At 61.0% G+C, this 26280-nt stretch carries 18 protein-coding genes; 10 read left to right on the forward strand and 8 right to left on the reverse strand.

Translation table 11 applies throughout. The features are described 5' to 3' along the window. The first annotated feature begins 107 nt into the window (after positions 1 to 107). Entirely contained in the window at positions 108 to 1469 is a 1362-nt protein-coding gene (locus CBR61_RS14325) for a conjugal transfer protein TraH (protein WP_233996976.1), read from the forward strand. Between the two features lie 45 nt (positions 1470 to 1514). Further along, a complete protein-coding gene (locus CBR61_RS14330; protein ID WP_088914986.1) occupies positions 1515 to 4217 on the forward strand; it encodes a conjugal transfer protein TraG N-terminal domain-containing protein in 2703 nt (900 codons plus the stop codon). A gap of 10 nt (positions 4218 to 4227) precedes the next feature. On the opposite strand, the gene CBR61_RS14335 is transcribed toward CBR61_RS14330, so the two are convergent. Beyond that, positions 4228 to 4458 (reverse strand): hypothetical protein, encoded by a 231-nt coding sequence (locus CBR61_RS14335; RefSeq protein WP_088914987.1) that lies wholly within the window; start codon positions 4456 to 4458, stop codon positions 4228 to 4230. A gap of 219 nt (positions 4459 to 4677) precedes the next feature. Between CBR61_RS14335 and CBR61_RS14340 the strand changes: the two genes are divergently transcribed. The 4 genes from CBR61_RS14340 (at position 4678) to CBR61_RS14355 (ending at position 14125) form a co-directional block, all read left to right on the forward strand. Continuing rightward, complete coding sequence (locus CBR61_RS14340; RefSeq protein ID WP_088915642.1) at positions 4678 to 8133, forward strand: class I SAM-dependent DNA methyltransferase; 3456 nt, start codon at positions 4678 to 4680, stop codon at positions 8131 to 8133. Between the two features lie 531 nt (positions 8134 to 8664). Further along, a complete protein-coding gene (locus tag CBR61_RS14345; protein WP_157696622.1) occupies positions 8665 to 9537 on the forward strand; it encodes a HEPN domain-containing protein in 873 nt (290 codons plus the stop codon). A 251-nt stretch (positions 9538 to 9788) separates the two neighbouring features. Then, entirely contained in the window at positions 9789 to 13811 is a 4023-nt protein-coding gene (locus CBR61_RS14350) for a restriction endonuclease (RefSeq protein ID WP_088914989.1), read from the forward strand. Then, the gene (locus tag CBR61_RS14355) at positions 13808 to 14125 is read left to right on the forward strand and encodes a hypothetical protein (protein ID WP_088914990.1); all 318 of its coding nucleotides are present in this window, start codon (positions 13808 to 13810) and stop codon (positions 14123 to 14125) included. The genes CBR61_RS14350 and CBR61_RS14355 overlap by 4 nt, the downstream gene beginning before the upstream one ends. A 23-nt stretch (positions 14126 to 14148) precedes the next feature. On the opposite strand, the gene CBR61_RS14360 is transcribed toward CBR61_RS14355, so the two are convergent. Together CBR61_RS14360 and CBR61_RS14365 are read right to left on the reverse strand one after the other, a co-directional pair. After that, positions 14149 to 16017 carry a caspase family protein gene (locus CBR61_RS14360; protein WP_157696623.1) on the reverse strand — a complete coding sequence of 623 codons (1869 nt, stop codon included), beginning with the start codon at positions 16015 to 16017 and terminating at the stop codon, positions 14149 to 14151. Continuing rightward, on the reverse strand, positions 16014 to 16502 hold the full coding sequence (locus CBR61_RS14365) for a hypothetical protein (RefSeq protein WP_157696624.1): 489 nt from the start codon (positions 16500 to 16502) through the stop codon (positions 16014 to 16016). The genes CBR61_RS14360 and CBR61_RS14365 overlap by 4 nt, the downstream gene beginning before the upstream one ends. A 415-nt stretch (positions 16503 to 16917) precedes the next feature. Here CBR61_RS14365 and CBR61_RS14370 point away from each other — a divergent pair, with 415 nt between their 5' ends. Together CBR61_RS14370 and CBR61_RS17170 are read left to right on the forward strand one after the other, a co-directional pair. After that, positions 16918 to 17562 carry a S24 family peptidase gene (locus tag CBR61_RS14370; RefSeq protein ID WP_088914993.1) on the forward strand — a complete coding sequence of 215 codons (645 nt, stop codon included), beginning with the start codon at positions 16918 to 16920 and terminating at the stop codon, positions 17560 to 17562. A gap of 24 nt (positions 17563 to 17586) precedes the next feature. After that, positions 17587 to 17979 carry a hypothetical protein gene (locus tag CBR61_RS17170; RefSeq protein ID WP_088914994.1) on the forward strand — a complete coding sequence of 131 codons (393 nt, stop codon included), beginning with the start codon at positions 17587 to 17589 and terminating at the stop codon, positions 17977 to 17979. Between the two features lie 48 nt (positions 17980 to 18027). Here the strand turns inward: CBR61_RS17170 and mobF are convergent, their stop codons facing one another. The 3 genes from mobF to CBR61_RS14390 are packed head-to-tail and all read right to left on the reverse strand — an operon-like array spanning position 18028 to position 23795. After that, positions 18028 to 20952 carry a MobF family relaxase gene (gene mobF / locus CBR61_RS14380; RefSeq protein WP_088914995.1) on the reverse strand — a complete coding sequence of 975 codons (2925 nt, stop codon included), beginning with the start codon at positions 20950 to 20952 and terminating at the stop codon, positions 18028 to 18030. Positions 20953 to 20989: 37 nt separating this feature from the next. Continuing rightward, positions 20990 to 23473, reverse strand: coding sequence for a type IV secretion system DNA-binding domain-containing protein (locus tag CBR61_RS14385; RefSeq protein WP_088914996.1), 2484 nt, complete (start codon positions 23471 to 23473; stop codon positions 20990 to 20992). Next, complete coding sequence (locus CBR61_RS14390; RefSeq protein WP_088914997.1) at positions 23463 to 23795, reverse strand: hypothetical protein; 333 nt, start codon at positions 23793 to 23795, stop codon at positions 23463 to 23465. Before CBR61_RS14390 ends, CBR61_RS14385 begins: the two co-directional genes overlap by 11 nt. A 441-nt stretch (positions 23796 to 24236) precedes the next feature. Here CBR61_RS14390 and CBR61_RS14395 point away from each other — a divergent pair, with 441 nt between their 5' ends. Further along, positions 24237 to 24431: a hypothetical protein gene (locus CBR61_RS14395; RefSeq protein WP_088914998.1), complete on the forward strand. Its 195-nt coding sequence runs from the start codon at positions 24237 to 24239 to the stop codon at positions 24429 to 24431. 102 nt (positions 24432 to 24533) lie between these two features. On the opposite strand, the gene CBR61_RS14400 is transcribed toward CBR61_RS14395, so the two are convergent. After that, positions 24534 to 24770 (reverse strand): hypothetical protein, encoded by a 237-nt coding sequence (locus tag CBR61_RS14400; RefSeq protein ID WP_088914999.1) that lies wholly within the window; start codon positions 24768 to 24770, stop codon positions 24534 to 24536. Positions 24771 to 25094: 324 nt separating this feature from the next. Here CBR61_RS14400 and CBR61_RS14405 point away from each other — a divergent pair, with 324 nt between their 5' ends. After that, positions 25095 to 25325 (forward strand): DUF6437 family protein, encoded by a 231-nt coding sequence (locus CBR61_RS14405; protein ID WP_088915000.1) that lies wholly within the window; start codon positions 25095 to 25097, stop codon positions 25323 to 25325. Between the two features lie 116 nt (positions 25326 to 25441). Here CBR61_RS14405 and CBR61_RS14410 read toward each other — a convergent pair whose 3' ends face one another. Next, entirely contained in the window at positions 25442 to 25831 is a 390-nt protein-coding gene (locus CBR61_RS14410; protein WP_088915001.1) for a single-stranded DNA-binding protein, read from the reverse strand. Positions 25832 to 26280: the final 449 nt, after the last annotated feature.

Raw genomic sequence — 26280 nt, forward strand, 5'->3', positions numbered from 1 at the left:
CACATCAGCGCGTCACCCCAAGGCATGGGGTGAAGGCCAAGGCTCTTGCCGCACTGCTCGCCGTCACCCTCCCCCTCACCAGCACATCTGCCGATGTCGGAAGCTCGATGGACGCATTCCTCGATGATGTCGGCGGGGCGTCCAACGTCACGGGCCCCACTGCATTCGAGGGTCAGTCAGCAGGCTACTACAGCCTCGGCAATGTCTGGACGCGCTTCCCCCAGAAGACGACAAACATTGCCAACCTGCAATTGCCGCGCGCGCGTGCCGGCTGCGGCGGCATCGACATATTTGCCGGCTCCTTCAGCTTTATCAATGCCAGCGAGATCGTGGCGATGATGAAGGCAGTTGCCAACAACGCGGTCGGGTTCGCCTTCAGCCTCGCGATCGACACTGTCTGCCCCGAGTGCTCGAAAATCATGCAGGAGTTTGCCCAAAAGGCGCAGCTCATGAACAACCTCAACATCAACTCCTGCGAAATGGCGCAGGGCCTGGTGGGCGGGATATGGCCGAAGGGCGACCTCGCTGACAAGGCGATCTGCGAGGCGATCGGGAACTCGGAAGGCATCTTCACCGACTATGCCGCAGCCAAGCATGGCTGCGGCACCAGGGGCCAGCGGGCGAGCACCACGGCGCAGGGTTCGGGCAAGTACGACGACGTCAATCCGGGCGTCGCCAGAAACTACACCTGGACGATCCTCAAGAAGTCGGCCTTCTTCTCGCCCGGAGGCAACTTCGACCGAGAACTCGCTGAATATGCGATGACGCTGCTCGGCACGATCATCTACATCCCGCCCACCGACGATCAGCCAGGCAAGTTCGTGCCGATCGCTGGCGATGCCTCCTCGACCCTCGTCACCTCGCTACTCGACGGCGCGCCGGGTGCCGGTGGCGGCAGCAATGTGCTCATCTACGACTGCGACGAGCCCGACAAATGCCTCGACCCCGGCTTCAAGCCATTGAGCCTGCCGGCTTCCAAGGCCCTGCGCCCACGCGTCGCGGCACTCATCGCCGGGATGGTGGACGCGATCCGCGAAGACACCCCGATCACCGAGGCGCAGAAGGAGCTGCTGCAGGTCGCATCAATCCCGCTCTACAAGATCCTGACCGTGCAGGCGGCCTATGGTCGCGGCATGCCGACTGACGACCGCGAGACGCTCGCCGAGATCGCCAGTGTCGATCTGCTGTTCGCGGTGCTCGACCGGATCGTGAGTGAATCCGGCCGCTCAATGTCGAGCTTTATCGGTGCCGACGAAGCCAAGATCGCGATGTGGCAAGGCCAGGTCAATGTCGTGCGGCAGGCGCTGGCAGACCGGCAGGCCAACACGCACCTCAAGGTCGGGGCGATCATGCAGATCATCGAGAAGACCGCCTTCATCGAGAATGTGCTCGCCGCCTCGATGTCGCCCGGCATGTCGGCTTCGCTCGACTGGTCGCGCGGTGTGCAGTCGCGCGCGCTCTCCCAGTAATCCCCACACCCAGCCGCAAGGCCGCCTCGCGAGGAGCGCAGCACCATGGTCGAGATTTTCACGGTTGGCGGCGGCGATTACCTCGTCAACGTCTTTCAGGCGGTGGCGGCATGGACCGGCAATGGCGGCTACAAGAGCCTGCTTCAGGTCGTGATGGTCATGGGCCTTGCCCTGTCAGCGATCACACTGGCGTTCAATCAGGACTGGCGCGCCTGGATCAACTGGTTCCTTGGCGCAACGCTGATCTATTCGTGCCTGATGGTGCCGCGGCTTGATGTGCGCGTCACCGACCGGATCAACCCAGGTCTTGCACCAGCCACTGTCAGCAATGTGCCGCTCGGCCTTGCGCTGATGGCGAGCTTCACCAGCCAGGTCGGCGACTACCTCACAGGGTCGGCCGAGGTCGTGTTCGCCTTGCCCGGTGATCTCAACTACTCGAAGAACGGGATGATCTACGGCGCGCGGCTCTATGATGCGACGCGCTCGCTGCGCATCTCCGACCCGGAATTCGCGGCCAACCTCGATGAGCATTTCCGGCAATGCGTCTTTTACGACGTGCTGCTCGGCCGCTATTCGATGAAGGAACTGGCCGAGAGCGGCGACATCTGGTCGACGATCGCGCCGGGCAGTCAGGCGCGCGCGCAGCGCTTTCTCACCCGTGATGCGGGTACAGGCGCGGTGACCGCCAACATCGTCACCTGCCGCGAGGCTTATGGCGCGCTCAATGCCCAGTGGGCGAACCTCGTCGACAGCATGGGCATGGTGTTCGGACGTCAGCTCTACCCCAACCAGACGACGACCCTTGCCAAGGCCAAGCTGTTTGCCGATTTGCCGGTTGCGTACCAGTACCTGACCGGGGTCTCGGCGAGCGCCACGGATATCTTCAAGCAGACGCTCACCATCAACGCGATGAGCCAGGCTATGCATTCGATGTCGGCGAGCAGCGGTGCCGGTAACGTCGATGTCTATGCCCAGACCCGCGCCGACATCCAGACCGAGCGGACCTATGGGTCGATTGCCAGCAATGCCATGAAGTGGGTGCCGCTGCTCAACATCGTGCTCACGGTGCTGTTCTACGCCCTGTTCCCCGTACTCTTCCCCCTCTTCCTGATGCCGAAGACCGGACCGATAGCCTTGAAGGGCTACATAACCGGCTTCTTCTACCTTGCCGCCTGGGGTCCGCTGTTCGTGATCCTCCATATGATGCTGATGGTCAAAGGCGCGGCCGACATGACGGCGGCGACGGGCGCGAACGGCATCAGCCTCGCAAGCTTCACCGGCATGGCCGACGTCAACAGCGATATCGGACTTCTGGCTGGATATCTCATCGCCTCGGTCCCGTTCCTCGCCGGCGGCGTGGCCAAGGGAGCGTTGGCAATCTCGCACCATGCGACGAGCTACCTCAATCCGAGCCAGAACGCGGCGGAAGAGGCGGCACGAGAGGCGAGCACCGGCAACGTCTCGCTCGGCAACACCAGCTTCGAAAACTCGAGCGTGCTAACCCGCCAGTTCGCGCAAGGGACGGTGGCGCCGAGCTTCACCTACGGTGCGCCGCAGACTCGCACGGTCAGCGATAGCGGCTCGGTGACCACGAGCTTCGGGCAGGCAAGCTACGATCAGCTCCCGAATTCGAGCTTTCCCTTCACCCCGACGCTCGGACAGGAATTCACGTCGCGGCTGTCGACCATGGCGTCGCAGGCTCGTGCCAACAGCGAGACCTACGCCAACGTTGCCGCGGAATCGACAAGCAGCGCGGTAAGCAGGTTTCGCGAGCTCCGAGACCAGTTCAGCAAGGGCAATTCCTTCGAGAGCGCCAGCGGCACCTCGAACTCCGACAGCATCCAGACTGCTTTCAGCGAAGTCGATCAAGCTTCAACCAACCTGCAGCGGCAGTTCGGGCTATCGCGCAGGGCAGCTGATGATATCTCGACTGCATGGTTCCTTGGCGGCGAGGCCGGTGCGAATGCTGGCCTGACGAATGGAGTGGCGTCGGCTAAGGTGGGATTGAAAGGTGGAGGTACAAAGACTTGGACCGACAGTGACATCGGCATTGCTTCGGAAGACCGTTCTCGGATCTTCGGGAGCCTGTCTCAAATGTCGGATACCAGAAACTGGTCGAACACGCGCGACGGCTTCGTCCGCTCGGTCAGCACCTCGTCAAGCTCATCAGTCTCGAGCACCGCAAGCGGCTTGAATGCCTCTCTGACAGAGGCGCAAAGCTACACTGTTGAAGCACGACAGGCTGAGGAGCTTGCCAATCGCCTCGAAAACCAGGCGTCATTCTTCGAAGGCGATAGCGCAGCCGGCAACCTCAACCTATCGCAAGCCTATAGAGACTGGGGTTTAGCCGAGATCGAGGGCAATCGCGACTTCTACGGCTCCGCGCGGTTCGACGACATCGCTTTCCAGCTCAGCCTGGAAGGCCAAGCACTGCAGGGCAAATTCATCGAAAGCTACGCCGAGCAACTTCGGGACGGGATCGAAGATCGCCTTATGCTACCCGCAAGTCAGCCCGTTTCTCGGCCTTCGGTCACTGCTCCAAGCTCAGTGCGCGGGCGCGCACAGATTGGCGGAGGAGCTCCAGTTGAGGTCCCTAAGGTCGATACCGGTACCATTAAGGATGAGGTACAGCGCGCTCAGGCTGGCGGTCGCCAGACGACAGGCGGCTCAAGATCGCGCCTGGACGCTGTCACCAAGGGCGCCAAGGGCGCGAGTGCGGAAGCAGCAGACGATGTGAAGGAGTGGTAACTTTCTGAGATCACCAGAGCCGAAGCGAGGTGCCCACCAGATAGGCAAAGCCGACGGTAATCACAAGAATTGCACCAACCGTTAGCTTTCGGCTCCAAGGATCGGCCCAAGACTTCTTGATCCGGTACTCCATGAGGCGATTGTCGCGGATTGCCTGATCGACCTCGGACAACCCCTCCCACTTGCGGGTTTCGCGAGCCTTCTCAGCATCGATGTCGAAATTGGTCATGATGGCATTCATCCCGCTTCTCCTTGGAACATAGAGGAAACACTTGGGTTGGGCTAGGCAAAAACGACCAGCACCCATACGTGCCCGTCAACTCCGAGCTCTCTCTTCTCCTTACGACGACTACGGATTGGGGAGGCAAAGTGAACCGAATTGTTCCTACACAGCCAAGTGAGGACCTTCGTTTACCGATTGCCGCCCTCTAGCTCTCGTGACTACAAGCACTTGATGGCAATGGGGCAGGACAGAATCGAAGTGTTCATCGCCGAATGGCGCGAAACGGGTGGGTCCGAACTCGCCAACACGCAATCTTTCATCCACGGCTTGGCCAATCTCCTAGGTGTCGACCCGCCTCGGGGTGCCAAGGCCGATGACGCGACCAACGACTACGTCTTTGAACGCCGCGTCTTTCAGGACAATGGCGACGGCACAACCAGCTTCGGCCGGATCGACTGCTACAAGCGCGGCTGTTTCATCCTCGAAGCCAAGCAGGGCAGCGAAGCTGACCGGGCTGCTGCCGACAAGGGCGAGGACGATCTCGACATCTTCGGCCAGACCGCCAAAACCCGCGTCGCCCGCGGCACCGCCCGGCGCGGCACGCCGGGATGGGCCAAAGCGATGGTTCAGGCCAAGGGCCAGGCCGAACGCTACGCCAAGGCGCTCCCCATCGATCATGGCTGGCCGCCGTTTCTGCTCGTTGCTGACATCGGTTATTGCATCGAGGTCTATGCCGACTTCACCGGCACCGGCAAAGCCTACGCACAGTTCCCCGACCGGGCGCGCTACCGGATCATGCTGGAGGACCTGCGCGACGAGGATGTGCGCGATCGCCTGCGCGCCGTCTGGACCGATCCCAAGGGCCTCGATCCCACCGCCCGCGCCGCCCGCGTCACCCGCGATATTGCCGATCTGCTCGCCACCGTCGCCCGCCGGCTAGAAAAGCGTGGCTACGATGCCGAGACCACCAGCGGTTTCCTCATGCGGGTGCTGTTCACGATGTTCGCCGAGGACAGCAAGCTGATCCCCGAGGGCAGCTTCACCCAGCTCCTCAAGAACCAGCGCGCCCACCCGGAACATCTCGAACACCAGCTTTCCGCGCTGTGGGCGGCGATGGACAAGGGCGAGTTCTCGCCCGCGCTCGGCGTGCCGCTCAGGAAGTTCAACGGCTACCTCTTCAAGGAGCGCACCGCCCTGCCCCTCGATGCCGAGGAGCTGGAGGTGCTGATCCAGGCCGCCGAACACGTCTGGACCGAGGTTGAACCCGCAATCTTCGGCACCCTGCTCGAACGCGCGCTCAATCCCAAGGAGCGGGCCAAGCTCGGCGCCCATTACACCCCGCGCGCCTATGTCGAGCGGCTGATCGGCCCCACCATCATGGAACCGCTGCGCGCCGATTGGGACGGGGTGCGCGGGGCAGCCGCCACCCTGATCGAAGAGGGCAAGGCGGACGAGGCCAAGGCCTTCGTCGAGGCGTTTCATTCCCGGCTTGCCCAGACGAAGGTCCTTGATCCCGCCTGCGGCACCGGCAACTTCCTTTATGTCGCCATGGCGCGCATGAAGGAACTGGAGGGCGAGGTGCTCGATCTGCTGGTCGAGCTGGGCGACGACCAGTATGTCGCCGAGCTCACCGGCCACACCATCACGCCCGAAAACTTCCTCGGCATCGAGATCAACCCGCGCGCCGCCGCAATTGCGCAGCTGGTCCTGTGGATCGGCTACCTGCAATGGCATTTCCGGGTGAACGGTGCGGATCGCACCCCGCCCGAGCCGATCCTGCGCGACGTAAAGACAATCGAGAACCGCGACGCCCTCATCGAGTGGGACGAGAAGGTCGCGGAGCTGGACGAGGATGGAAATCCCGTCACCCGGTGGGACGGCGAGACGATGAAAGAGCACCCCGTCACTGGCAAGAAGGTGCCCGACGAGACGGCGCGGGTGGTGGTCTACCGCTATGTGAAGCCACGCGCGGCGAAGTGGCCCAAGGCGGATTTCATTGTCGGCAACCCGCCATTTCACGGAGCAAGGACAGTCAGGGCTACGAATCCGGTCGGCTATATCGAAGCAGTTCGGCAGGTGTACGACATCGTCCCCGAAAACGCCGACTTCGTGATGTTCTGGTGGCACAAGGCGGCAATCGCTACGGCGAACGCCTCAACAGTTCGCTTGGGCTTCATCACCACCAAAAGCATCACTCAATCGTTTTCTCGGACGGTCATGGCGAGTCACATGGCTGATAAACGTCGAGTTTCAATCGTTTTTGCCATCCCCAATCACCCGTGGATCGATGAAGCGGACGGTGCTGACGTAAGGGTTGCGTTCACGGTTGCTGCATCGGGCAAGCAAACTGGACGGAAACTCGAAGTTTTGATCGAACGGCCCATAGCTGAAGGGGCATTCGAAGTTGAGTTCGCCGAAACTCATGGGCTCATCAGTCCCAGCCTCAGAACGGAAGTTGACCTTCAAGAAGCAAAGACACTTCGAGCTAACTCTGACGTCTCGTCTGTCGGATTTCAACTGACTGGGAAAGGCTTCGTAGTTGGAGAAGAGCTAATCTCGGAACTCAGTGACGCAGAGCGGCAATCTTTTGTTTTCTCTTTGCTCGGCGCTCGGGAAATCGTGCAAACGCGCCTTCAGCGGCGTGTCATCGACGTCTGTGAAGTCGTGAGCGAGGCTGACTTAAGGAGAGCCTCTCCCACGATTTATCAGCACCTTGTGAACTCCGTGAAACCAGAGCGCGACGTAAATGCGCGAAAATCCGTTCGCGAGAAGTGGTGGGTTTATGGCGAAGCAAGGAACACATTTCGGCCTGCCCTCAAAGGACTGGCGAGCCAGATCGTAACTCCCCTCACTGCCAAGCATCGAGTATTTGTCGTCGAACCTGTGTCGACGCGTGCTGATAGCACGTGTGTGTGCATCGCATTAGACGACCACTATTTTCTCGGCATTCTCAGCAGCCGTATCCATCTCGTTTGGGCACTCGCGAATGGTGGGCGACTGGGTGTGGGCGACGACCCACGCTATTTGAAAGGCGAATGCTTCGATCCCTTCCCCTTCCCCGCAGACGTTCCAGAACCGCTCAAGGACAAGATCCGCGCCGAGGCAGAGGCACTCGATGCGCTGCGCAAGCGGGTGCTCGAAAGCCATGAGGATCTGACCCTCACCAAGCTCTACAACGTGCTCGAAGCCCTGCGCGAGGGTCGCGCGCTGACCGATGCCGAGCGCGACATGCATGATCGCGGCCTCGTCACCCTGATCCGCCAGCACCACGACGCCATCGATGCGCTGGTAGCCGAAGCCTATGGCTGGCCCGCCGACCTCTCCGACGAGGAAATCCTCACGCGCCTCGTCGCCCTCAACAAGGAGCGCGCCGCCGAGGAAGCCCGCGGCCTGATCCGCTGGCTGCGCCCCGAATATCAGGCGCCGGACTACAAGGCCCCCGTCACCCAGACGCTCGACCTCGGCGAAAGCGCCGCCGTGCTGCCCGACAACGTCATCCCCTGGCCCGGCTCGCTCCCCGAACAGGTCAGCGCCGTCCAATCCATCCTCACCGCCGCTGCCACGCCCCTCGCCCCGCAAGACGTCGCTCGAGCCTTCAAGGGCAAACGCGCCGCCACCGTCCGCCCGGTGCTGGACGCGCTCGCGGGCATCGGCATGGCAAGGCGGCTGAAGGACGGGCGATACGCGGCGTGAGCTATGGCGAATAGGAAGAATGAACTCCACGCAGACGTTTCGTTTATCTTTGAGGAATGCGCGCGCCTGAACCAATTGGTGAAGGAAGGGAAATTCAGTTCGCTCCCCCGTGAAGACGCGTTTTGCGACCTCCCTCACCCTACCTACAATTGGCCGAACGGGAAAATGCTCTGCAGCCGCGCAGGATATGACCGGTTAGGGTCTCTTACGCGCACAGCATTAGCGCGCGCCAACTTGGAGCGGCGCGTGTCCCTTTCATCGGCGCGGAAGGTCCTCGCCGAGATTCTCGTTCGGAAGTTCCTGCGTGAAAAGCGTCCTGTCGACATCATGAATGTCGATCGGGCTTTGTCGGAAACAGCGAGGCGATGCGGCAGAAGCTGCGAGGATCTCACACACTTTATTCCTTGCCATCTCATGGCACCACAGAGCCCTTCCTCATTTGAGATTGGACCGATCAGATTCCTGAACCAGTCAACGTTCCGGAGCGCACTCGCAGCATCGATCCGATCAAACCGTGGGCTTGGTCACCAGATGACGCGGCGCACGATTTCGCAGGCAATAGAATACTTCCGCAATTTCGGATGGATCGCCAAAGTGACGGTGATCGGCTGTGACGAGCAGATATCAGAGGCGACAGCAGCCAGAGCTGCATTGGCTGCGCTTAACTGCCTTCATGTCCTGATTGGAGCGGGGCACTCGACAAAAATGCAGGTAGGTGGCCCCGGACTGGCGAATGATCGCAGAGCCGGCTTCACCGTCAAAGCTGACGGGGCCCTATCTTATATGGTTTCCTACGGCGGGCAGGGCAACGTCGGCTTCGACGACAATTGGATGGACCTCTTCTCCGGAGCGGACGCCCAGGAAATCATCGCAAACCTTGGCATCGCCCTCGAACAAGCTGTCAATCCGGCATTGCATCGTCCGCTCAGCGAAAGGCTACTCGATGCAATGCAGTGGTATGGTGAAGCCGTGAGGGAACCGTCTCAGGGCGCCAAGGCCGTAAAATATGTAACCGCCCTCGAACGGATGGTGATGACCGACGAGAAGGATGACATCGCAAGCCTCGTGTCATCGCGAGTTGCTGCGCTCTGCCTAGAAGAACCGACTGTCCACTGTCGGGATCGTTGGCAGGTCGATGTTCGAAGAGCCTATGATATCCGTTCGAGGCTGGTGCACGGTTCGGTTTCTCCCACATCGGAGATTGTCTTTGAGGGCGTTCGGCTCGGGTCGCAGCTTGCTCGCAGCACCTTACTGAATGCAGTCAGGCTAATCGGTGCAAAAGGACTGCGTGATGAGGCAGCGACCAATCGGGATCTCGCGCGCTGGTTCGATGGAATGGTTCGTCACGTAGACGAGGTAATTCTTCAAAGCATTCCTAGGGCTTCGACAATGCCCTTCGCGTGATCTGCTCAACTCGCTGCGCGGACCGGCCCTGTAGTCTCGGCCGATCCGGGTGACGATCAGGAGCATATTGACCGGATGATGGTTTTCCCAACCTTCAGGCAATGCGACCGAGGTTAAGAAAGCTAGCGGCAGCGAGAAATCTTGGAAAACATGGCTGGGCGGCCGTGGCACAAGAGATATACCCACTAGACGACACACCTCCAAAGTGTGAGATGCTTGCGTTCCAAATTCGCACACGCTAAAGGTGTGCGATGTTGAACGCTGCGAATAGCCCTCCATACGCTCGTCTGGCCGCGGCTATTGTCGATGCGCGCAAGGCAATCATGCTCACTCAGGGCGCCCTTGCCAGCGCTTTGGGCGTGCGTCAGCAGTCGGTAAGTCGCTGGGAAGCGGGCACGCACCGTCCATCGATTGATCAGTTGGCGAACCTTGCGAGCGCCCTCGAGCTCGACTTGGCCGACCTGCGCGAACTCGCTGGCTACGCTGTGACTGCAGCTCCCCGCGCGCCACACCTTCCATTTGACAGTCTCGCACCCGAAACATTTGAACAAATCGTAGCTGATCTGCTTCAAGCACAACACCCGAATGCTCAAGTGAGGATCGAGGGCAGCCGTGGCCACGACCAGTCAGGCATCGACATCCGGGTGACGTTTGATGACGATCGAGAGTGGGTTGTGCAGTGCAAGCAGGTCGAGCGGTTTGGCCCCGAGAAGGTCCAGAAGGCTGTGGACGCGGTCGAAGTCCAAGCCGAACGCAAGATCCTTGCTCTAAGTCGCGTTGCAACGCCCAAGGCGGCGGCTGTTCTCCGCGCCCATCCGGGATGGCAACTCTGGGACAGGGACGATCTGTCCAGGATGATCCGCGCGCTTCCTGGGGTCGATCAAGACCGCATTGTCGACACTTATTTTCCTGGCCAGCGCATGGCTTTGCTGGGTCGTCGCGAAAGCGGTCCATGGCTGACCGCCGCGCAGTTTTTCGCGCCTTTCGCAAAGCCCGGTGCCTACTTCAATCATGAGTGGACGCTCCAGGGAAGAGAAGAACCATTAGCGGCCCTGCTTTCGGCAATCGAAGATCGGGCGCCAGTAACATTGCTGGTCGCCGCAGGCGGCATGGGCAAATCGAGGCTGCTGTTGGCCGGGCTAAGCAGTTTCACCAAGTCGTCGCCATCTATCGCGACACACTTCCTGTCGGCAGCACGCGATCCGTCTCGCGAAAGCCTTGAGGCGCTCGGTCGCGGCGAAAAACTGTTGGTGGTCGACGATGCACACGACCGCGACGGGCTCGCTGTCATTATTGAGTATGCCGCCGATCCGGCAAATCGCGCACGGCTCCTGTTTGCGACGCGTCCCTACGGACTCCAGCGGCTGCGCAATGACCTCCAGCGTTTTGGATTTACCCACCCGGTGGAAATTGAACTTGGGCGCCTACCTCTCAGGTCAGTCGAAGCAATTGTTGCCGAGGTGCTCAAGAAAAATGATGCCAATCCGGCCTATGCTGAACCTGTCGCGAGCATTGCCCCCGACAACCCGCTCATTGCGACTATGGCTGCACGGGTGGTCGCCACGGGGAACCTGAGCGTGGCCCAAACGCGCAACCACACCGAGTTGCGCGAAATGGTGGTGAGCAAATTCGCCGATGCCATCGCTGGCAGCGTAGGAGAACCGGCGGACGCTGCACTGCTGCGCGCGATGCTCGAACTCATCGCGGTCATGCAACCGGTCCATCTCAATGATCGCCGCCTTGGCGAGCTGTTCGAGGCGACGACCGAGTTTTCCGCCTCACAGGCGACGCGCGCCCTGAAAATTCTGATCAGAGGCGGTGTCGTCTACAAACGCGGCGCTGCCTATAGGCTCATGCCCGATGTACTTGGGGACTATCTGATCGATGAGAGCTGCGTCGAGGATGATGGGACGCTTACACCTTTTGCAGAAAAGGTGATCGCATCAGTCGGTCGCGAGCAGCTCGAACAGGTTATGGTCAATCTTGGTCGCATGGACTGGCGCCGCAACGATGGAGATCCCGCTAACAGTAATCTGCTTGATCGCGCCTGGGCGCGACTTGACGACGTGGATGGCCCTTATGACCCTCGTTTCGGTGCCGTACGTGCGGTCGCGATGTACCAACCTCGGCAGGCGCTTGCCTATGTCCAACGCCATCTGCACAAGGGCGATGTTGCTCGCGAGCTAACTCCGATCCTGCGCAACATCGCCTACGCTCCGGACTATTTGCCAACTGTCTGCCGCCTTCTTTGGGAGATGGGACGCGACGACAAGCGCCCACTGGGTCAGCACCCAAATCATCCGATCCGAGTGCTTGCAGAGCTATGCCAATTCGACGAGTACAAGTCGTTCGAATTCTCAGAGAAGGTCGCCAACTTCGCCTTCGAACTTATCGCCAGCGGCAAAGCCTGGAGGCATCATTACTCGCCGCTTGATATTCTCGCGCCGCTGCTTTCGGGAGTTGTCGAGGCCAATCGCGATCATGGTCGTTCGATCTCGCTCAGCCGATACTTTCTTTCCTACGACTTCGCCTGGCCGCTCCGCTCTCGTGTGATCGGCTCGGTCATCGAGCTTCTGTCCCACCCCGATAGCGCCGTCGCGGTTCGCGCGGGCAATCTCGTCAGCGACATGGTCAGGCTGCCGATGGGTTTCGGAAGCTGGGCACCAGAAGCTGACTTGCGCCGGAAATATGACGCGGAATTCACGACAACAATGGCACGTTTGCAGGAACGCGTGGCTTCAGGCGCACTCGCAAATGCGACGATGATCACGATCGCTCAGGCGGTGGAGTGGCATGCCCGATACATGAAGGGCAATCTGCGGAAGGCGTCACGTGCCATATTGGCAGCGCTGCCGGACACACTGGAATTCCGGCTGCGGGCCGCTCTCGTGGAAGGCGCGCAACGCGCCTTTCGCGGACAAGTGGATTTTGACGAATGGTCACCGGAGAACCCGTGGCTCGACGCGCTCGTTCTCGAACTCAAGAGGACTTACGGAAGCGCCGATGCCGTGCTCGTTGCGGTCGCAAACGCAATGGGCGAGCTGAGCGACGCTGGCCTCAAGCCGAGCGCTGCCCACGTGCTTGTCGCCAAACTGGTCGACGACGATCTTGAATTGGCCGAATGCCTCGTCGAACATAGTCATGTGTCGGACTCGATCTGGCGACCCTATGCCTTCTCTGGCATCCGCGAATTGCTCGATCGAGATCCCGAGCGCGGTCGCGTGATCGTTGGGTCTGCGCTAGCCGAGGCTGATGCCGATCCGCACTTGGCGAAGAGCGCCGCATCGACGCTCGGTGGTCTGCGTCGTGCGCTCGATCCAGCTGACATTACGCTCCTGCGGAACAGCATTTCCAGCCCACATGAAGCGGTGGTTGTTGCCGGACTGAATGCGGTCCAATGGAACAGCTCCGTGGATCACAAAGCTGCGTTCGAGCTGCTGATGCTGGCGCCCTTCGGGCTCAGTGAGCATGTGCTTACTACTGCAGCGCACCTTTTGCATAATCGCAACCGCAAGCTTTTCATGCTGCTCGGCCAGGAGGAAGTGGATACGATCCTCAATCGGATACGAGACATCCCCACTCTTCCAGACGATCACTGGGCGGGCGAAATGTTTCGCCATCTAGCGGAGCAGTTCCCCTTGTCCTTTGCGCGGTTTCTCCTTGATCGGGCAGATCGTGCGCTTACGAACGATCAGAACGACATCGATTTGGTCGGCTACCGTTTTCACGATGGCAAGCTCGGTTTTCATAAGTCGCCGCAGGTCACTGAGGTGCTCGCCTATGCGTGGAGCTGGCTACTCAGCCATGGGCCGGATGATGGCTATACAATCTATCGCGCGGTCGAAATGTTTGCCTGCATGTTCGACATCGATGCCCGTCCGGTTATCGACTTCTTCGACCTCAGGCTCGACACAGCCTCTGCGACCGAACTCGGGTTGATCGGCCGTCTGGTGCGCCACTCACACCATTTCTTTGCTTTCGCCGAACAGCCATTCGTTGAGCGGCTGCTCGATCGAGTTGCTCATGCTGACCCGGCAGAACTTGAGCATGTGCGTGACAGCCTTTGTGCAGCAGCGCTTTCCGGCGTGAAGTCCGGTGTGCGCGGCGAACCCATGCCGCGCGACCTAGAAGCGAAAGCGAAGGCCGAAGCGGTGTTGTCGCAGCTGTCGCGGTTCTCCCCCGCGTGGCCCGTCTATGAAACCATCCTCACTGCTGCCGAGCGCGACATTGCGCGTGCCCGGCGTGAAGGGGAGATACTGGACGAATTCGAATGACTGATGAGCGCGAGGCGGAACGCTTGCGGCAGGAGCGGGAGACCTTCGAGGTCCAGAAGTCCCAGAGTCGTTGGTGGTTTGGCTTACGGTTCGCTACGGCGACTACATTGCTGGCACTGGCAATTGGCGTCTTTGTGATTTCCGCGCTCATCATCCTCTCGCCAGACCGATACTCGCCTGACGCTGTGCTCGGAAGCGGCTTTGTGATGCTGCTCGACTTGGCGGCGCTGGTTGGCGCCGCGCTCAGCGCCCTGCTCAAGCCGAGCTCGCAGCCCTCACTCAGTCCCGTGACGCACATGTCCGATCGCGACTAGGCCATGAACACAGATGCGTCAGATTATGCTTGAGACGGCAGCACGAACCATGGCGATCGATCGGGAAACAGTAGCGAAGCGACAATCGCAGCCATAGCTTGGCCGGGTCCAGCAGGTTGCTGAAAAACCGGCCAAGATGTTTCGAGATCGTCCACCGTCCAGATATCGTGGCCGATATGACGTACGACGTTGATACCACGCGAGATTACCTCGTCGGCAAACCCACGATATTCGTCTGGGAGATATGCACTGATGGCGAGATGATCGAGCGCGCTCAGCGACAAATCGAACTCTTCGTGAAGGTCGAACAGTCGCGATGCCCGCAGCAAGACTGACACCAGCTCAGTCGGTTGTGCAACGAGCTCAAGGTTCGGCTCGCCCGCCAAGTCCATTCGGGAAATAAGGTAGGACAAAATCTTGCTGGGATCGATGTCAACTCTCGCGACGCGACCTCGGCATTCGATTGCGGAGGCAAACATATATCCCAGAAGTTGCTCAGCGCTATCGTTCAATGTCGCGTGTTTCGAAGCTGTGAGCGCAGTCAGAATGTATGGTGCCTGGCAATCGTTCATAGCGACAAGCGACAGGGAATATGTACCCAAGATTCTCCGATAGAGCTCTTCGAGGCGCTCGGCCGCCGAGGCCATGTCCTGACCGGTGATCAGGCAAGCATGCACGACAAATCCAGCCCAGCCCAGCAACTTCGATAGCCGGATGGGCAGCTGATACAGTTCCTCCAAGCCCCCGTTAAGAAGAGCGTACTGATAGCCGTCGAGCGCAGAAACGACGTCTGCGATGGCAGTCTCCACCATGCCCGCCAATCTGCCACAAGCTGCCAGAAGATGGGCCTCAACCATCGGATCGTCCGAGCGTGGCAGCAGCGAGGCCGCGAATGCTGCTCGTACTTCGATTTCCCGGAACCGGTCATTCGACTCTCGGGCACGGCTGGCGAATGCCTCTTCAATCCGGCTTACCAAGCCAACAGCCACAAACGCGTCACCGCCAAGGCCCGCCAGCAATGGAGCAAGCCCATCGAGCAAGGCGCGAGGCTCCCAGTCATGCGGAAGGTCAACGAACGGCTTCCATAACTTCGGGAGACCCGCTCGGATGACTGCAACACTTCCTGCGTCCGGCCACCCGACCAGCACGCTTCGTAACGGCGCGTCGTTCGAGCCGGCATGAGGATTGCGGCAAAAGCTCGAAGGTCCGTAGAGGTTCAATCCCCATACGACGGGCGTCTGACCGCCAGTGTTGGACACGCGGTCAGAAATGGCTCGGCCGATCTCGGTGAGATCAAGCGCGGGAGTTATGTCCTGAAGGAAAACGTCACCCCGCACGCAATCAAGAAGGGCGCTCGTTCCGATCCCTCGCCCCGCTTGCTCGATTGCCGACTGCTTCGCTGCAGCAGTTGCAACGAGCGTAACGCCCGGGGTTCCTATCTCTCCCATCACCTCGGGCTTCAGAATGACGTTGAGATCGGCGATCAGCCCTCCTGCCTCGCATGCGTCAATGAAGATATAGGTCTGCTTTGGTGCTGCCTCCGCCACCATGCGCAACACGTCGGCCAATGGGAGCGCCGTTGCTGAGAGTCCCAGCGGTCTGGTGTCGCGCAGGGCCATGTAGAAGCTTCCGGCGGCCACGGTCCCATGTCCAGCGAAGGTGAGCGTCAGCGTATCGAGGGCCCCCAGGTCGAATAGCACCTCCCGCAGCACTGCTCTCACCTCGTCGAGCCGGGGCGAGAGAAGGACGCGTGACCGGGCAAGGTCGTAATCGCCAATATTTGGAAGCATAAGAGTGCCGAAAACGTCTTTCGCATCCGCTTCACCGCCTGACAGCGGAGGCAGGTGGTCATAAGCGTTGCAGCCTATGGCGATGAGCGCACGGCCATTCATTGATCCGCGACCTTGAACTTCGCGCGGCGATCAGCTTCACGGTCAAGCGCTTGCTGTGACTTCTCGTGCTTCAGTCTTTCGAATTCTGCGGCGAGTTCGGGGTCCATGGTTTCCATGGCGTCTACGAGTTTCTCGAACGCCTCAGAGCCAGCGTGAATCTGCGGCATGACGACATTTCCGTCCCGATCCACGCCAAGCTCGATCTTCGCCATCATTTCTATCATCGACGCCGCGACCGACCCGGCAGCTTGTGCATCCACGACGTTTCCGACTTGCTCGGCGGCAGCGCCGACTACTCCATAAATGTTCTGCGCAAACTGCCTCGCCATGTCCTCGTTCACTGGAACAAGTGAGCGTCCGATCAGAGTGAGATCGTTCTCGACGAGATCCTTGAACGGAATAAGCCATTCTGAGGAAATTCGGTGGATCGATACATCACCGGAATTCTCACGCAGAATTGGAGCCATCGATTGCCCATGCGTCATCCTCATTATGTTATGGGGGCTGACATACGCTGCTCTCGCGCGCTCCTGCAGCATTGCCATTAGCTTCGTAACGGCAAGATCGAAGCCTTCGCTCTCCCTCGGACGCACAAAGCAGAAGACCCTTGGGTCTGGCGGTTCTTGGTGTTGGTCCACGCCCTATCTTACCGCTCGGAGAAGCAGTGTCCATCGCCTGAGACACGAAATTCCCGTTACTATAGAGCCTTAAAGGCTAGACGGACTGCAAATCGATTACCGCGATTTTGCGCCCAGCGTATGTGAGGGCTGAAATACGATCTCCCAACTGGCCCTATCGCCCTGACGCCCTTTCCTCTTGCGTTCCATTTATGTTCCTAATAGGAGGCTTTCCTAGCACCTAGGATCGTTTTTCCTAGATGAACGCGCCAGGAGCAACAGAATGGACGATGCACGACGAGCGCTGGACGAGTTGATCCAGAAGCGCGGCTGCAACTACTCTGAGATCTCACGGCTGCTGGGGCGTAATGCTGCCTACATCCAGCAATACATCCGGCGTGGCAGCCCGAAACAGCTCGATGACCAGGATCGTTCGGTCCTCGCCCGCTTCTTCGGGGTGGACGAAAAGGTGCTCGGCGGCCCGGCACGCCGCGCAGGTCCTGACGCCGACCTCGTGCACATTCCCATTCTCGATGTGGAAGCATCAGCGGGATATGGTGCCCTCGCCGGAACCGAAGGCAACTCAGCGCAATTCGGGTTCGACGAGAAATGGCTGCGCCGCCTTACAGCAAGCAAAGCTTCAAACCTCTCGATCATCGGGGTCCTCGGGGACTCGATGGAACCAACCTTGCACGATGGCGATGAGGTCATGGTCGATCTGGGTGACGGTCAGGCACGGCTGCGCGACGGCATTTATGTGCTGCGCATGGACGACATGCTGAGCGTCAAACGGATCGCAATCGAGCCGCAGGGCAAGCGGGTATCGGTCCTCAGCGACAACCCGACCTACCCCAGCTGGCGCGGCCTCGAGAAGCGCATGCTCAATATCGTCGGCCGTGTTCTCTGGTTCGGCCGGACGCTGCGCTGAGGATGCACCGACGTGCTTAGCCTGATGGCCGCAACCGTGATTGCCGCGGTGCAAACCTTCATATGCACGCCCACCCGTGTGTGGGACGGTGATGGGCCAGTCTGGTGTGCGGAAGGTCCTCGCCTGCGGATTGCCGGCATTGCTGCGCGCGAAATGGACGGCACCTGCCGCGCCCATCATCCGTGTCCGCGCAGTTCCGGGATCCAGGCACGCGATGCGCTCGTGCAGGTGTTGGGCGGTGCGCGGGGGACCTCTTCGACCGGACATGTTCTGGTCCGGGGGCCTATGTTGACCTGTCGCTCTGAAGGTCGGGCCGAAGGCAATCGCACGGCGGCCTGGTGCCGCCTGCCAAGCGGCGCAGACCTGTCCTGCGCGATGATCCGCACCCGCACGGTGCTGCGCTGGGACCGCTACTAGAAGGGTCCTGCCTGCCGCTGAGGGCAAGCGTGACAGGGCAAGAACACGCTACAGACCCATGTCGAACTTTTTGGAGATCGAGCGGTCGAGTTCGGGCGCCTTTCGTTCAGCCTCGGACGCCCTCCCGTTCTCCGCGCCAGTGGCAGCTGCATTCCGCAGAAGGTCGACCGTCTCGAGCGCCGAGCGCTTCATGCCGGGATTGTTCTCCACCGCTGCCTCTAGCTTGCCAGCATTGTCGACAAACAGGGTCAGACGGTCCCGCAACCGGGTGATGGTCACAAGAAAGGTCTGCTGGTTGGCAAGGTTCTTCTCGCGGCTGTCCATAACCGCGATACCGCGATCCGAGGTCAGCCCCTGCGCCATGTGCGCGTTGAGCGCATAGGCGAGATCGAGCTGCTTTAGCATCGGATCGGTCGGAGCAAGGCGGTGCAACACGCCAACCGAGGTCGCCAGCGACACGCCTTTGGCGTCGACCGAAATGATCCTCGCCTGGTCAGCATTGAGCAGGCCGCGCCTGTGATCGGTCGCCGTCCAGCGGATGCGGTCGCCATCATGGATCTCGATCTCGCGGCGTTCGTAGAGCTTCACTGGGTCCTGCTCGCCCTGCGGGCGAAGCTGTCCGGGACGAAATTCGAACTGCCGCCCGCGCTCGTTTTGCAGGGTCACACGCTCTCTCGAAGGATCGGTCCCCACGACTTCATACTGCCCCTTCTGAAGCCCCTGCCCCCTTTGCCGACGATCGACCTCTAGCACCATGCCGGGGGCATAGCTCCTCGCATAGCGCAGTTCCTCACGCGTGAGATTGATCCGCGAGAGCACCTCAAGTTTCATCGCACCGGGACCCAGTTCGCCGTTGGCCTTGAGGCCTGTCTGGACCGCTTCGTTGACCTCGCCGCGCAAGGCTCGTCCGGATGCATGGATTGCCGTCACCTCTCGTTCTTTGGGTGCGAGCGAGAGCCATGCGGCTGCGGCATTGACAGCCGCATTCTCGCCAGCGGCGACAACATTGTCTCCCAGATGGGCGAGCGCCTCGCTGATCCGGCCGCTTTGGGCCGCGCGCTGGGCGCTGCGCAGCGCCTCGTCGCGCGCGCGCAGATTGGTGTCCATCTGCGCGGCTTCGATGCCAGCCTGCTGCATGACATCGAAGGGCTTGCCCGCATCGACCGCGCCCAGCTGCTTTGTGTCGCCAATACTGGCGAACCGATCCAGCCTGAGCAAATTGGCCAGACGCACCAGCTTTTCCATATCGGCATTGCCGACCATTGATGCCTCATCGAGCACCACAACGGTCCCGCTCATCGCCGTGCGCGCTGCTTCGAGGCGCGCACCGCCCTCGCCCTTGAGGAGGTCCTGATGCTGTCCGAGAAAGCGCGCGACGGTCATCGAAGGAATGCCGGTTTCGCGCTCCAGCATCTGTACCAGCGTGTTCTGCACGGCGAGACCCAGCACAGTCTTGCCTTCCGTGCGCAGGATATCGGCGACCGGCTTCAGAACCGTGCTTTTGCCTGCGCCGGCTACGCCCTGGATCGCGACGATGCGGTTGTTCGAGCTCAGCAGCAGGCGGCCCGCCCCTTCCTGCCCCTTGTTTAAGCGGAGGCCATATCTCTTGTGCGAGACGGCTTGCAGCCGTGTTCCGGCATCGAAGGCAGGAACGATGGCGGGCGCAACGCCGCGCCCGGCCTCGACGCCCGCCAGGATGCGCTGTTCGAGGCTGATCGCATCGGGGGTGCTGAGCATGTCGCGATCCGGGCCACTGCCGGACTGAAGGTGTCCCTGCCGGATGAGTTGGAGGGTCCGACGCTCGATATCGGCAAAGGCTGTGGGCAGGGCGAAGCCGAGCGCGGTGCGATAGATCTCGACCTTGCTGAAGGCTGCCTCGCGCTCGCCAAGATGGCGGATAGCCGAGGCGACGCCATGGATGGCTGCGACCTCCTCGGGACTACGGTTGCCGAGCCGCGAGGGTATCAGCGGGTCGCCTTTCGCGATTCCGAGGCGCTCTGCGAAGTCGTGGGCGATCTGCTTGCCCTGCTCGACCACCTTGCGGACTGATGATCCCAATCCGGGAACTTTGCCGAGGTCCTTGGCGCTGCGTGCGTTCGCTCGCGCGATGACCATTGCCGGGTCGAACCCGAGCTTTTCAGCGGTGTCCTTCCATTGCTGTGTCAGGGCGGCGCGGTCCTCGATGGGCTCCTTTTGCGCCCGCGTCATCAGCGTTGCGGCATCGAGCGCCCTCGGACCCTCCGAGTTCATCTGCGCGGCGGCTTCGAGAACCTCGGCGCGGCGCGAGCTGAAGGCATCGCGCACTTCCTTGGGTACGCCGACGGCCTCGAAATTGCCGTGCTTGCCGAACTCGCCCACCTCGTAGCCGAGCTTTTCCACGCTGAGCCGGAAGCGCGCCATGGTCATGGCATTGAGGAGAGTATTGTGGTCCCAGAGCTTGTCATTGCGCAGCGCCCGCCACTTGCCGTCCGGCCCCTGGGTGACATTGGCGATGACCGCATGGAAATGCGCATTGGGCTCCTGGTTGCGGTTGGTGTCATGCTGGAAGACCGCAGCCACAAGGTTGCCGGTCCTGACGACCCGCTCGCTGCCGCGCACTTCCATGCGGGTTTCGGCAAGGTTCTTCTCCGCCCAGGCCAGCGTCTCACGGACCGCCGCGGCATAGGCATCGATGATCCGCTTGTCGCCGCCGACGAGGGCAAGCACCGACCAGCTCTTGGGCATGGAGAAGGTAAGATCGGTGCCTGCCCGGTGTGCCCGGTGGTCGCTGCCAACGCGGCTCCCATCGGGCAGGAATCCCTTGAGGACGGCTTCGAAGGTCTTGGCATCGACCGCCCCCGAGAGACCCAGTTCTTCGGCGCCTTTGCCGAACCACGCCCCGGACCGATCGGCATCGGCCCTGGTGTAGTAATTGTCGGCGGCAAAGTAGCTGGCAGCACCGCCCGCGGTTCGGACATTGGCTACCGACAGCACGGATCAGTCCCTTGCAAGGCAGCATGTACTGCCATTGTCAGATCTCCAGATCGCCCAGGTCGCGCGTGTCCTTGGGTGGCTCGCTTCGCTCTGGGATTCCGTCCTCGTTCAGCAGCTTCCGGGCATCCGAGGATCTCGGCGGGCTCGCCGGTGCGCCTCCTTTCCGGGAGGGGGGATCGGTGACCTTTGCGCCGCCAGATTTGGCTGGGGGATTAGCACTTCGCTCGGCTCCGTCCTTCGCCTTTTGTCGACCAGGTGACGGGTTTTGCCTGATCGCACGATCGTTCGACTTGGCACCCGACTTGGGGCCGGGTTTGAGGGTCGGACGATCATTGCCGTGCGGGTTGTCGAGGCCTCCGGATGGGTCAGCGGGATGGCCGTGCCTGCCCTTCCCGAGAGTTGCCTGATCGCCCTTTGCGCTTTCCAGATCAGTGGGGCTGGCGCTACCGGCAGGAAGCTTGCCCGCCGCATCCGTACCCATCTGACGCGCCGCCTCCGAAGCCACTGCGCGATCGGGCTGCGCTGCTTCACCAGTCGCCTTATCGAAGGCCAGCTCGCCCTGTTTGGGGGCGGAATCGAACCGCAAGGTCGACTTACCGCCCCCGTCATCGCCGGACGAAGAATGTGCAGCCGCGACCTCCCCGGGTAGCCCTCCCGGTTTCGGTCGCGGGGGCATGGGAGCGTCGAGCTGCGCGGGCGGTAGAGGCCGATTGGGGCCCCGCACGATGAAGGCGTCGGCCACCTTCGGGCGGTTCATCGGACGAAGCCTGACGGGCGCTGCTGGGAAGCCTTCCGGGAACTTGAGATACCCCTCAAGGCTCTTCATGTTCATCAGCTCTTCGGGCATTCGCAGCGGCCTGATCGTCGTGCGCCGGGTGAGGCTGACCGCGTCGCGGGCATTGTTCACCCCGTAGGAGTACCCCACATCGGTATCGATGACTTCCTCATGGCCAATGAAGTCGCTGCACCAGGTTGCGGTCTCCTTGTCGGCAACTGAAAGGATCAGTTTCGTGCGGGCAAGTGATGCGAGGGTCGGGGCCATGTTCTCACCATAGACCTCCTTGAGCTTGGCATAGGCGTGGAGGCCCAGGACGATCGCCCCGCCGAAATTGCGGGCGGTCTGAAGCCCCTTTTCGAGCGCGGGAAGACGATGCAGCGCGCCAAGCTCGTCGATGAAGAACCAGCACGTGACCTCGTTAGTGCGCGCAGAAGTCATGAGCGTGTTCATGGCCGTATCGAGCCACAAGGTGAGGAGCTGCGAGGTCACGCTCATGTCGACATAGCGGGAAGAAACGAACAGGATCGAGCCTCGTCCCGCAGGCTTCTCGGCCGACTGTTCGATCCATTCGCGCACCGAGAAACGCGGACCTTCGGTCGGCAGCAGTTCGAGCGCCTTGGCGTTGACATTGAACACTGCGCGCACCGATTCCGCCATCCGCGCGGCTTCAGGTGCGGTGATCGGACCCGCCATCGTATTCTTCACCTGTTCGTGGACATCGGAGAGGTCTGCGGCCATCAATTCCTGCGCGAGCGCCGCATTCGATCCCCTGCCCTGCGCGACAAGTTCGACACAGAACTTCACGAACAGCGCGCGGGCACCGAGGACCCAGAACTGCGCGTCGCCGCCTCCGTCATGCGGAACCAGCGCATCGGCCGCGGTCCAGAAATCGGCTTCGGTGCGGCACTCGTCGAAGAGGCTCCATTGCGGGCAGCGCGCATCGAGCGGGTTCAGAATGACGTCCCGCTTGGCATCATAGAATTGCTCGATGAAGGCGCCGGTCAGGTCGAAGACCACACAGTTCTGGCCCTTGGCGCGGGCCTCTTCGATCATCGCCGAAATGGCGACCGTCTTGCCGGTTCCGGTGGTGCCGATCAGCATGGTGTGGCTTGGTTCAAGCCGCCATGGATAGACGACATCGGCGATGTGGGCCGGCCGATAGGGAAAGGCTTTCGCGAGTTCCCATGGCAGGCATAGCCACCACTTCCAGCCTATCGCGGCAGTGCGTTCGAGATTGCGCTTTTCGCGGTTATGCCTGCGCAGGCGGCGGACCAATTCACGAAGGTCAACAAGCTGCGCGCCGCGTACGAATTTGCGATCTTTGGCCTTGCTGCCGAAGCGGGCGGCGAACCCGTAGAACAGCGCAAAGGCGGGGATGAGAAACACGGCCGAACGCCAGGCAGCGCTAGCGACAAGGTCGGTCATGTGGTCCCACGCCCGGACCACCGGAGGGAAGGAACCGAGCATTCCGATCGGCAACTGCATCGTACCGCCGAAGGATGTCTTGACGGTCACCAGCTTGTCGGGACTGAACTCCATGAATCCGTAGGCTGCGGCATAGACGCGCATCCAGATGAGATAGAGCTCATAGTCGGTGAGCGCCGATGACAGTGTCCACCATGAGGTCCATGAAATCACCACGGCGGCAATGATCAGCGGGCCTTTGAGGCCTGCAGCGAACATGAAACCGAAGTGCCCGAGGAGCTGGCTGCCGCGTGTGAAATTGTCGAGGTTACGCTTCATCGAACCCTCCCTCGATGGGCGTCTGCACAAGGCCGAATTCTGCGCACCTGCGGGCGTAAGCCCCGCGTGCACGATCGCGCAGGTCAGGGTCTGAATGGCCCGAAAGCAGCGCATCGATGCCAACCACCGTGAAGAGGGCCTGACGGTGCATCCGCTGCATCCAGGCACTCAGGCCGACTTTGAGATCGTCCTCGTCGCAGGCTTGCTGCAGCAGCGAGCGGATCCATTCGCTCATGCTGATATCGCGGCGCTCGGCCGCAATGCGAACCCGCTCGGCAAGCTCGAACGAGACATGGACTTGCAGAGATTTTGGCCGTGTCATGCACGGACTCCTTGTGATGAGGAGCCCGGAACGCACTGCGAAAGGCGAGAGAAGAACTAATTCAGAAATGAGAACATGTCAAGAACATAGAGAATGGCGGAATTCCGCCATTCCGACCGGGCTTCAATCAGATTTGATTGCCAGTTTCACACCTGTCCAAATCTGAATGGAAAGCTGCCACTTTCAGAGCGCGCTCACCATGTCTCTGTTTTATAATGCCGATTTGCGCCAATAGATGCTGCGACCCGTCGCGTAGGGTGTGCTTCCTGTTCCCCTACTGCCCGATGAGAAACCAGGCCTTGAACCTGTAACGGATGATGCGGTTTGCCATGTCCTTCCTGCCGGATTCGCCGCGCATTGCCGGCCCTGCAATTCACGTATCCAGGATGGCGCCCGAAGCGTATGTTGACGCAGTCGAACGAGCGGAAAGGGAGGCAGGCAATGGCGCAGATCAGCTTGAGCGCAACACCGAAAGGCAACGGCTTTCAGGGGACGATTACCTATTCCTACGGCGTCTCGATAAGCTCGGCTGAGACATATCCGACGATTGCGGAGGCGATCTCGGCAGCAGCGATCAAGATGCTTGAGATGCCCGAACGCCTCAAGGAAATCGACAGGTCGGAACTCGCCGGCTGAGCCTCGATCGGCGGCCGTATCTACCCGAACGCGAAGCTGCGGGACCCGAGCAAAAAACAAAGGGAGGAAGCCCTTGCGGACTTCCCCCCTTGATCCTCCGGGTCAGAATTCATCGCTGAGGCGGCCGGGCACCGTATCGATCACACGGTCCAGCAAGGCCTTGGGCAAGGCATCGTAATCGCCTTCATCGACCGCGATGTACCCGGCCTCGCCATCGGTCAGGACGTACTGCGTGAAGTAGCTGTGATAGGACCGGGCATGGGCCTGATCGAGAGCGGCAACGAAGGCTGCCTGGTCTGCGTGGTACCCGTCATCGGCCGTGCTGTGTGAAACGTACATGATCTTTCCTCCTGATGTTCGATGCGTCGCATCAGGAGCTGTGAGGATGTGGGTGACGGGCTGGGTCAGGGACCGCGTGAGCGGCCGCGAAGCGGCGATGGGGGCAACGATTTTTGTCGTGCTCGCACGGCAAAAATGGTGGGGCCCCGTCGTCCTTGACGCAGCCCCAAAGCCCGCATCACACTTGGCCTATCTGCGAGAGAGCCCCCCACCAACAGTCGTGTGGGAAAGCGTCGGTCGCCCCACAAACCACTTCCCTACTTGCCCGAGCAGTGCAATTCTCAGCGGCGGAGGGGACCAACGGCCAGCAAAAAGGAACCCCATATGGCCAGGTCCAAAACCAGCGCACGCGATGCGCTGAAGAAACTGCGTGAACAGCGTGCCCAGCTCGACGGCGAGGAAGTTCGTCTTCGCCAAGAGGTGGCGATCGAGCTCGGCAAAGTGCTGATCGATTGCGGCGCAGAAACCATCGATCCGGCGCAGCTTCGCCAGATCGTGAGTGCATCGATGACGCTCGGCATCGAGGAAACGCTGAAGCGGATTGCGCCCGCGTAAGCGTCACCAGGGCAGCGGCACGGGGTTCGATGCCACGTGCCGCCGCATCGCACGGCAACAAAAGAAAAGGCCCCGATGGCAAGTGCCACCGGGGCCGTTTCGGGAGGTGAGGACACTCAGTCCTCGTCGATATCGGGGGCGTCCTCGTTGGTGCCCGAGCGGCCCTTGGTGAGGAAGTCGACCTTGTCGGCGATGATCTCGCAGCCGTAGCGCTTGGTGCCGCTTTCGTCTTCCCACTGGGTGTAGTGGATGCGCCCTTCGACCGAGACCATCTGGCCCTTGGTGCAGTACTTGGCGACGTTTTCGCCGAGGCCGTTGAAGCAGGTCACGCGGTGGAATTCGCTGTCCTTGGCGGTGTAGCCGTTTTCGTCCTTGTAGGTCTTGCCTTCCTTGCGGGCGGGACGATCGGTCACAACCGAGATCGAGGTGATGCTGGTTCCACCTTGGGTGGTGCGGGTTTCGGGGTCGCGAGCGATGCGGCCAACGAGGATAACGAGATTGGTCATGGGTATTCTCCTGATCGAGCATTCCGGGTCCATCCCGGCTGCAAAACCCGAGCAGAAGCGCCCCGCGGCGAAGCGCACCGGAGGGGAACCCCGATCTGGTTCGGGTGGTGCGGGCAGCCGGGCACGCAGAATGACGTGACCGGCAACTCGGCCGGACCTGATCGGGGTTGCGCGTCTCGACGGGGGGTGATTCAGGGACAGGTTTGCATCGAAGCCGGGTGGAGCTGGATGCCTTGAACAGGCCTCCCATAGCTGCCGTTTCCTCTGGCCAACTCGAGCGCCCCCCCTGCCCTCGCCCTGTGCAGCCTTCATTCGGCAGCTGGCAGAACGCGTCTACCTGAAGATGGCAGACACCGGGACACTGCTGCCCCGCCAGAAGCAATCACGCCGCAGACAGCTTAAATGCCACGCGTTGACGCCTGGGACACGGATCCGGTGACAGTGACGAC

It is taken from the genome of Porphyrobacter sp. CACIAM 03H1 (assembly GCF_002215495.1).
Lineage (GTDB): Bacteria > Pseudomonadota > Alphaproteobacteria > Sphingomonadales > Sphingomonadaceae > Erythrobacter.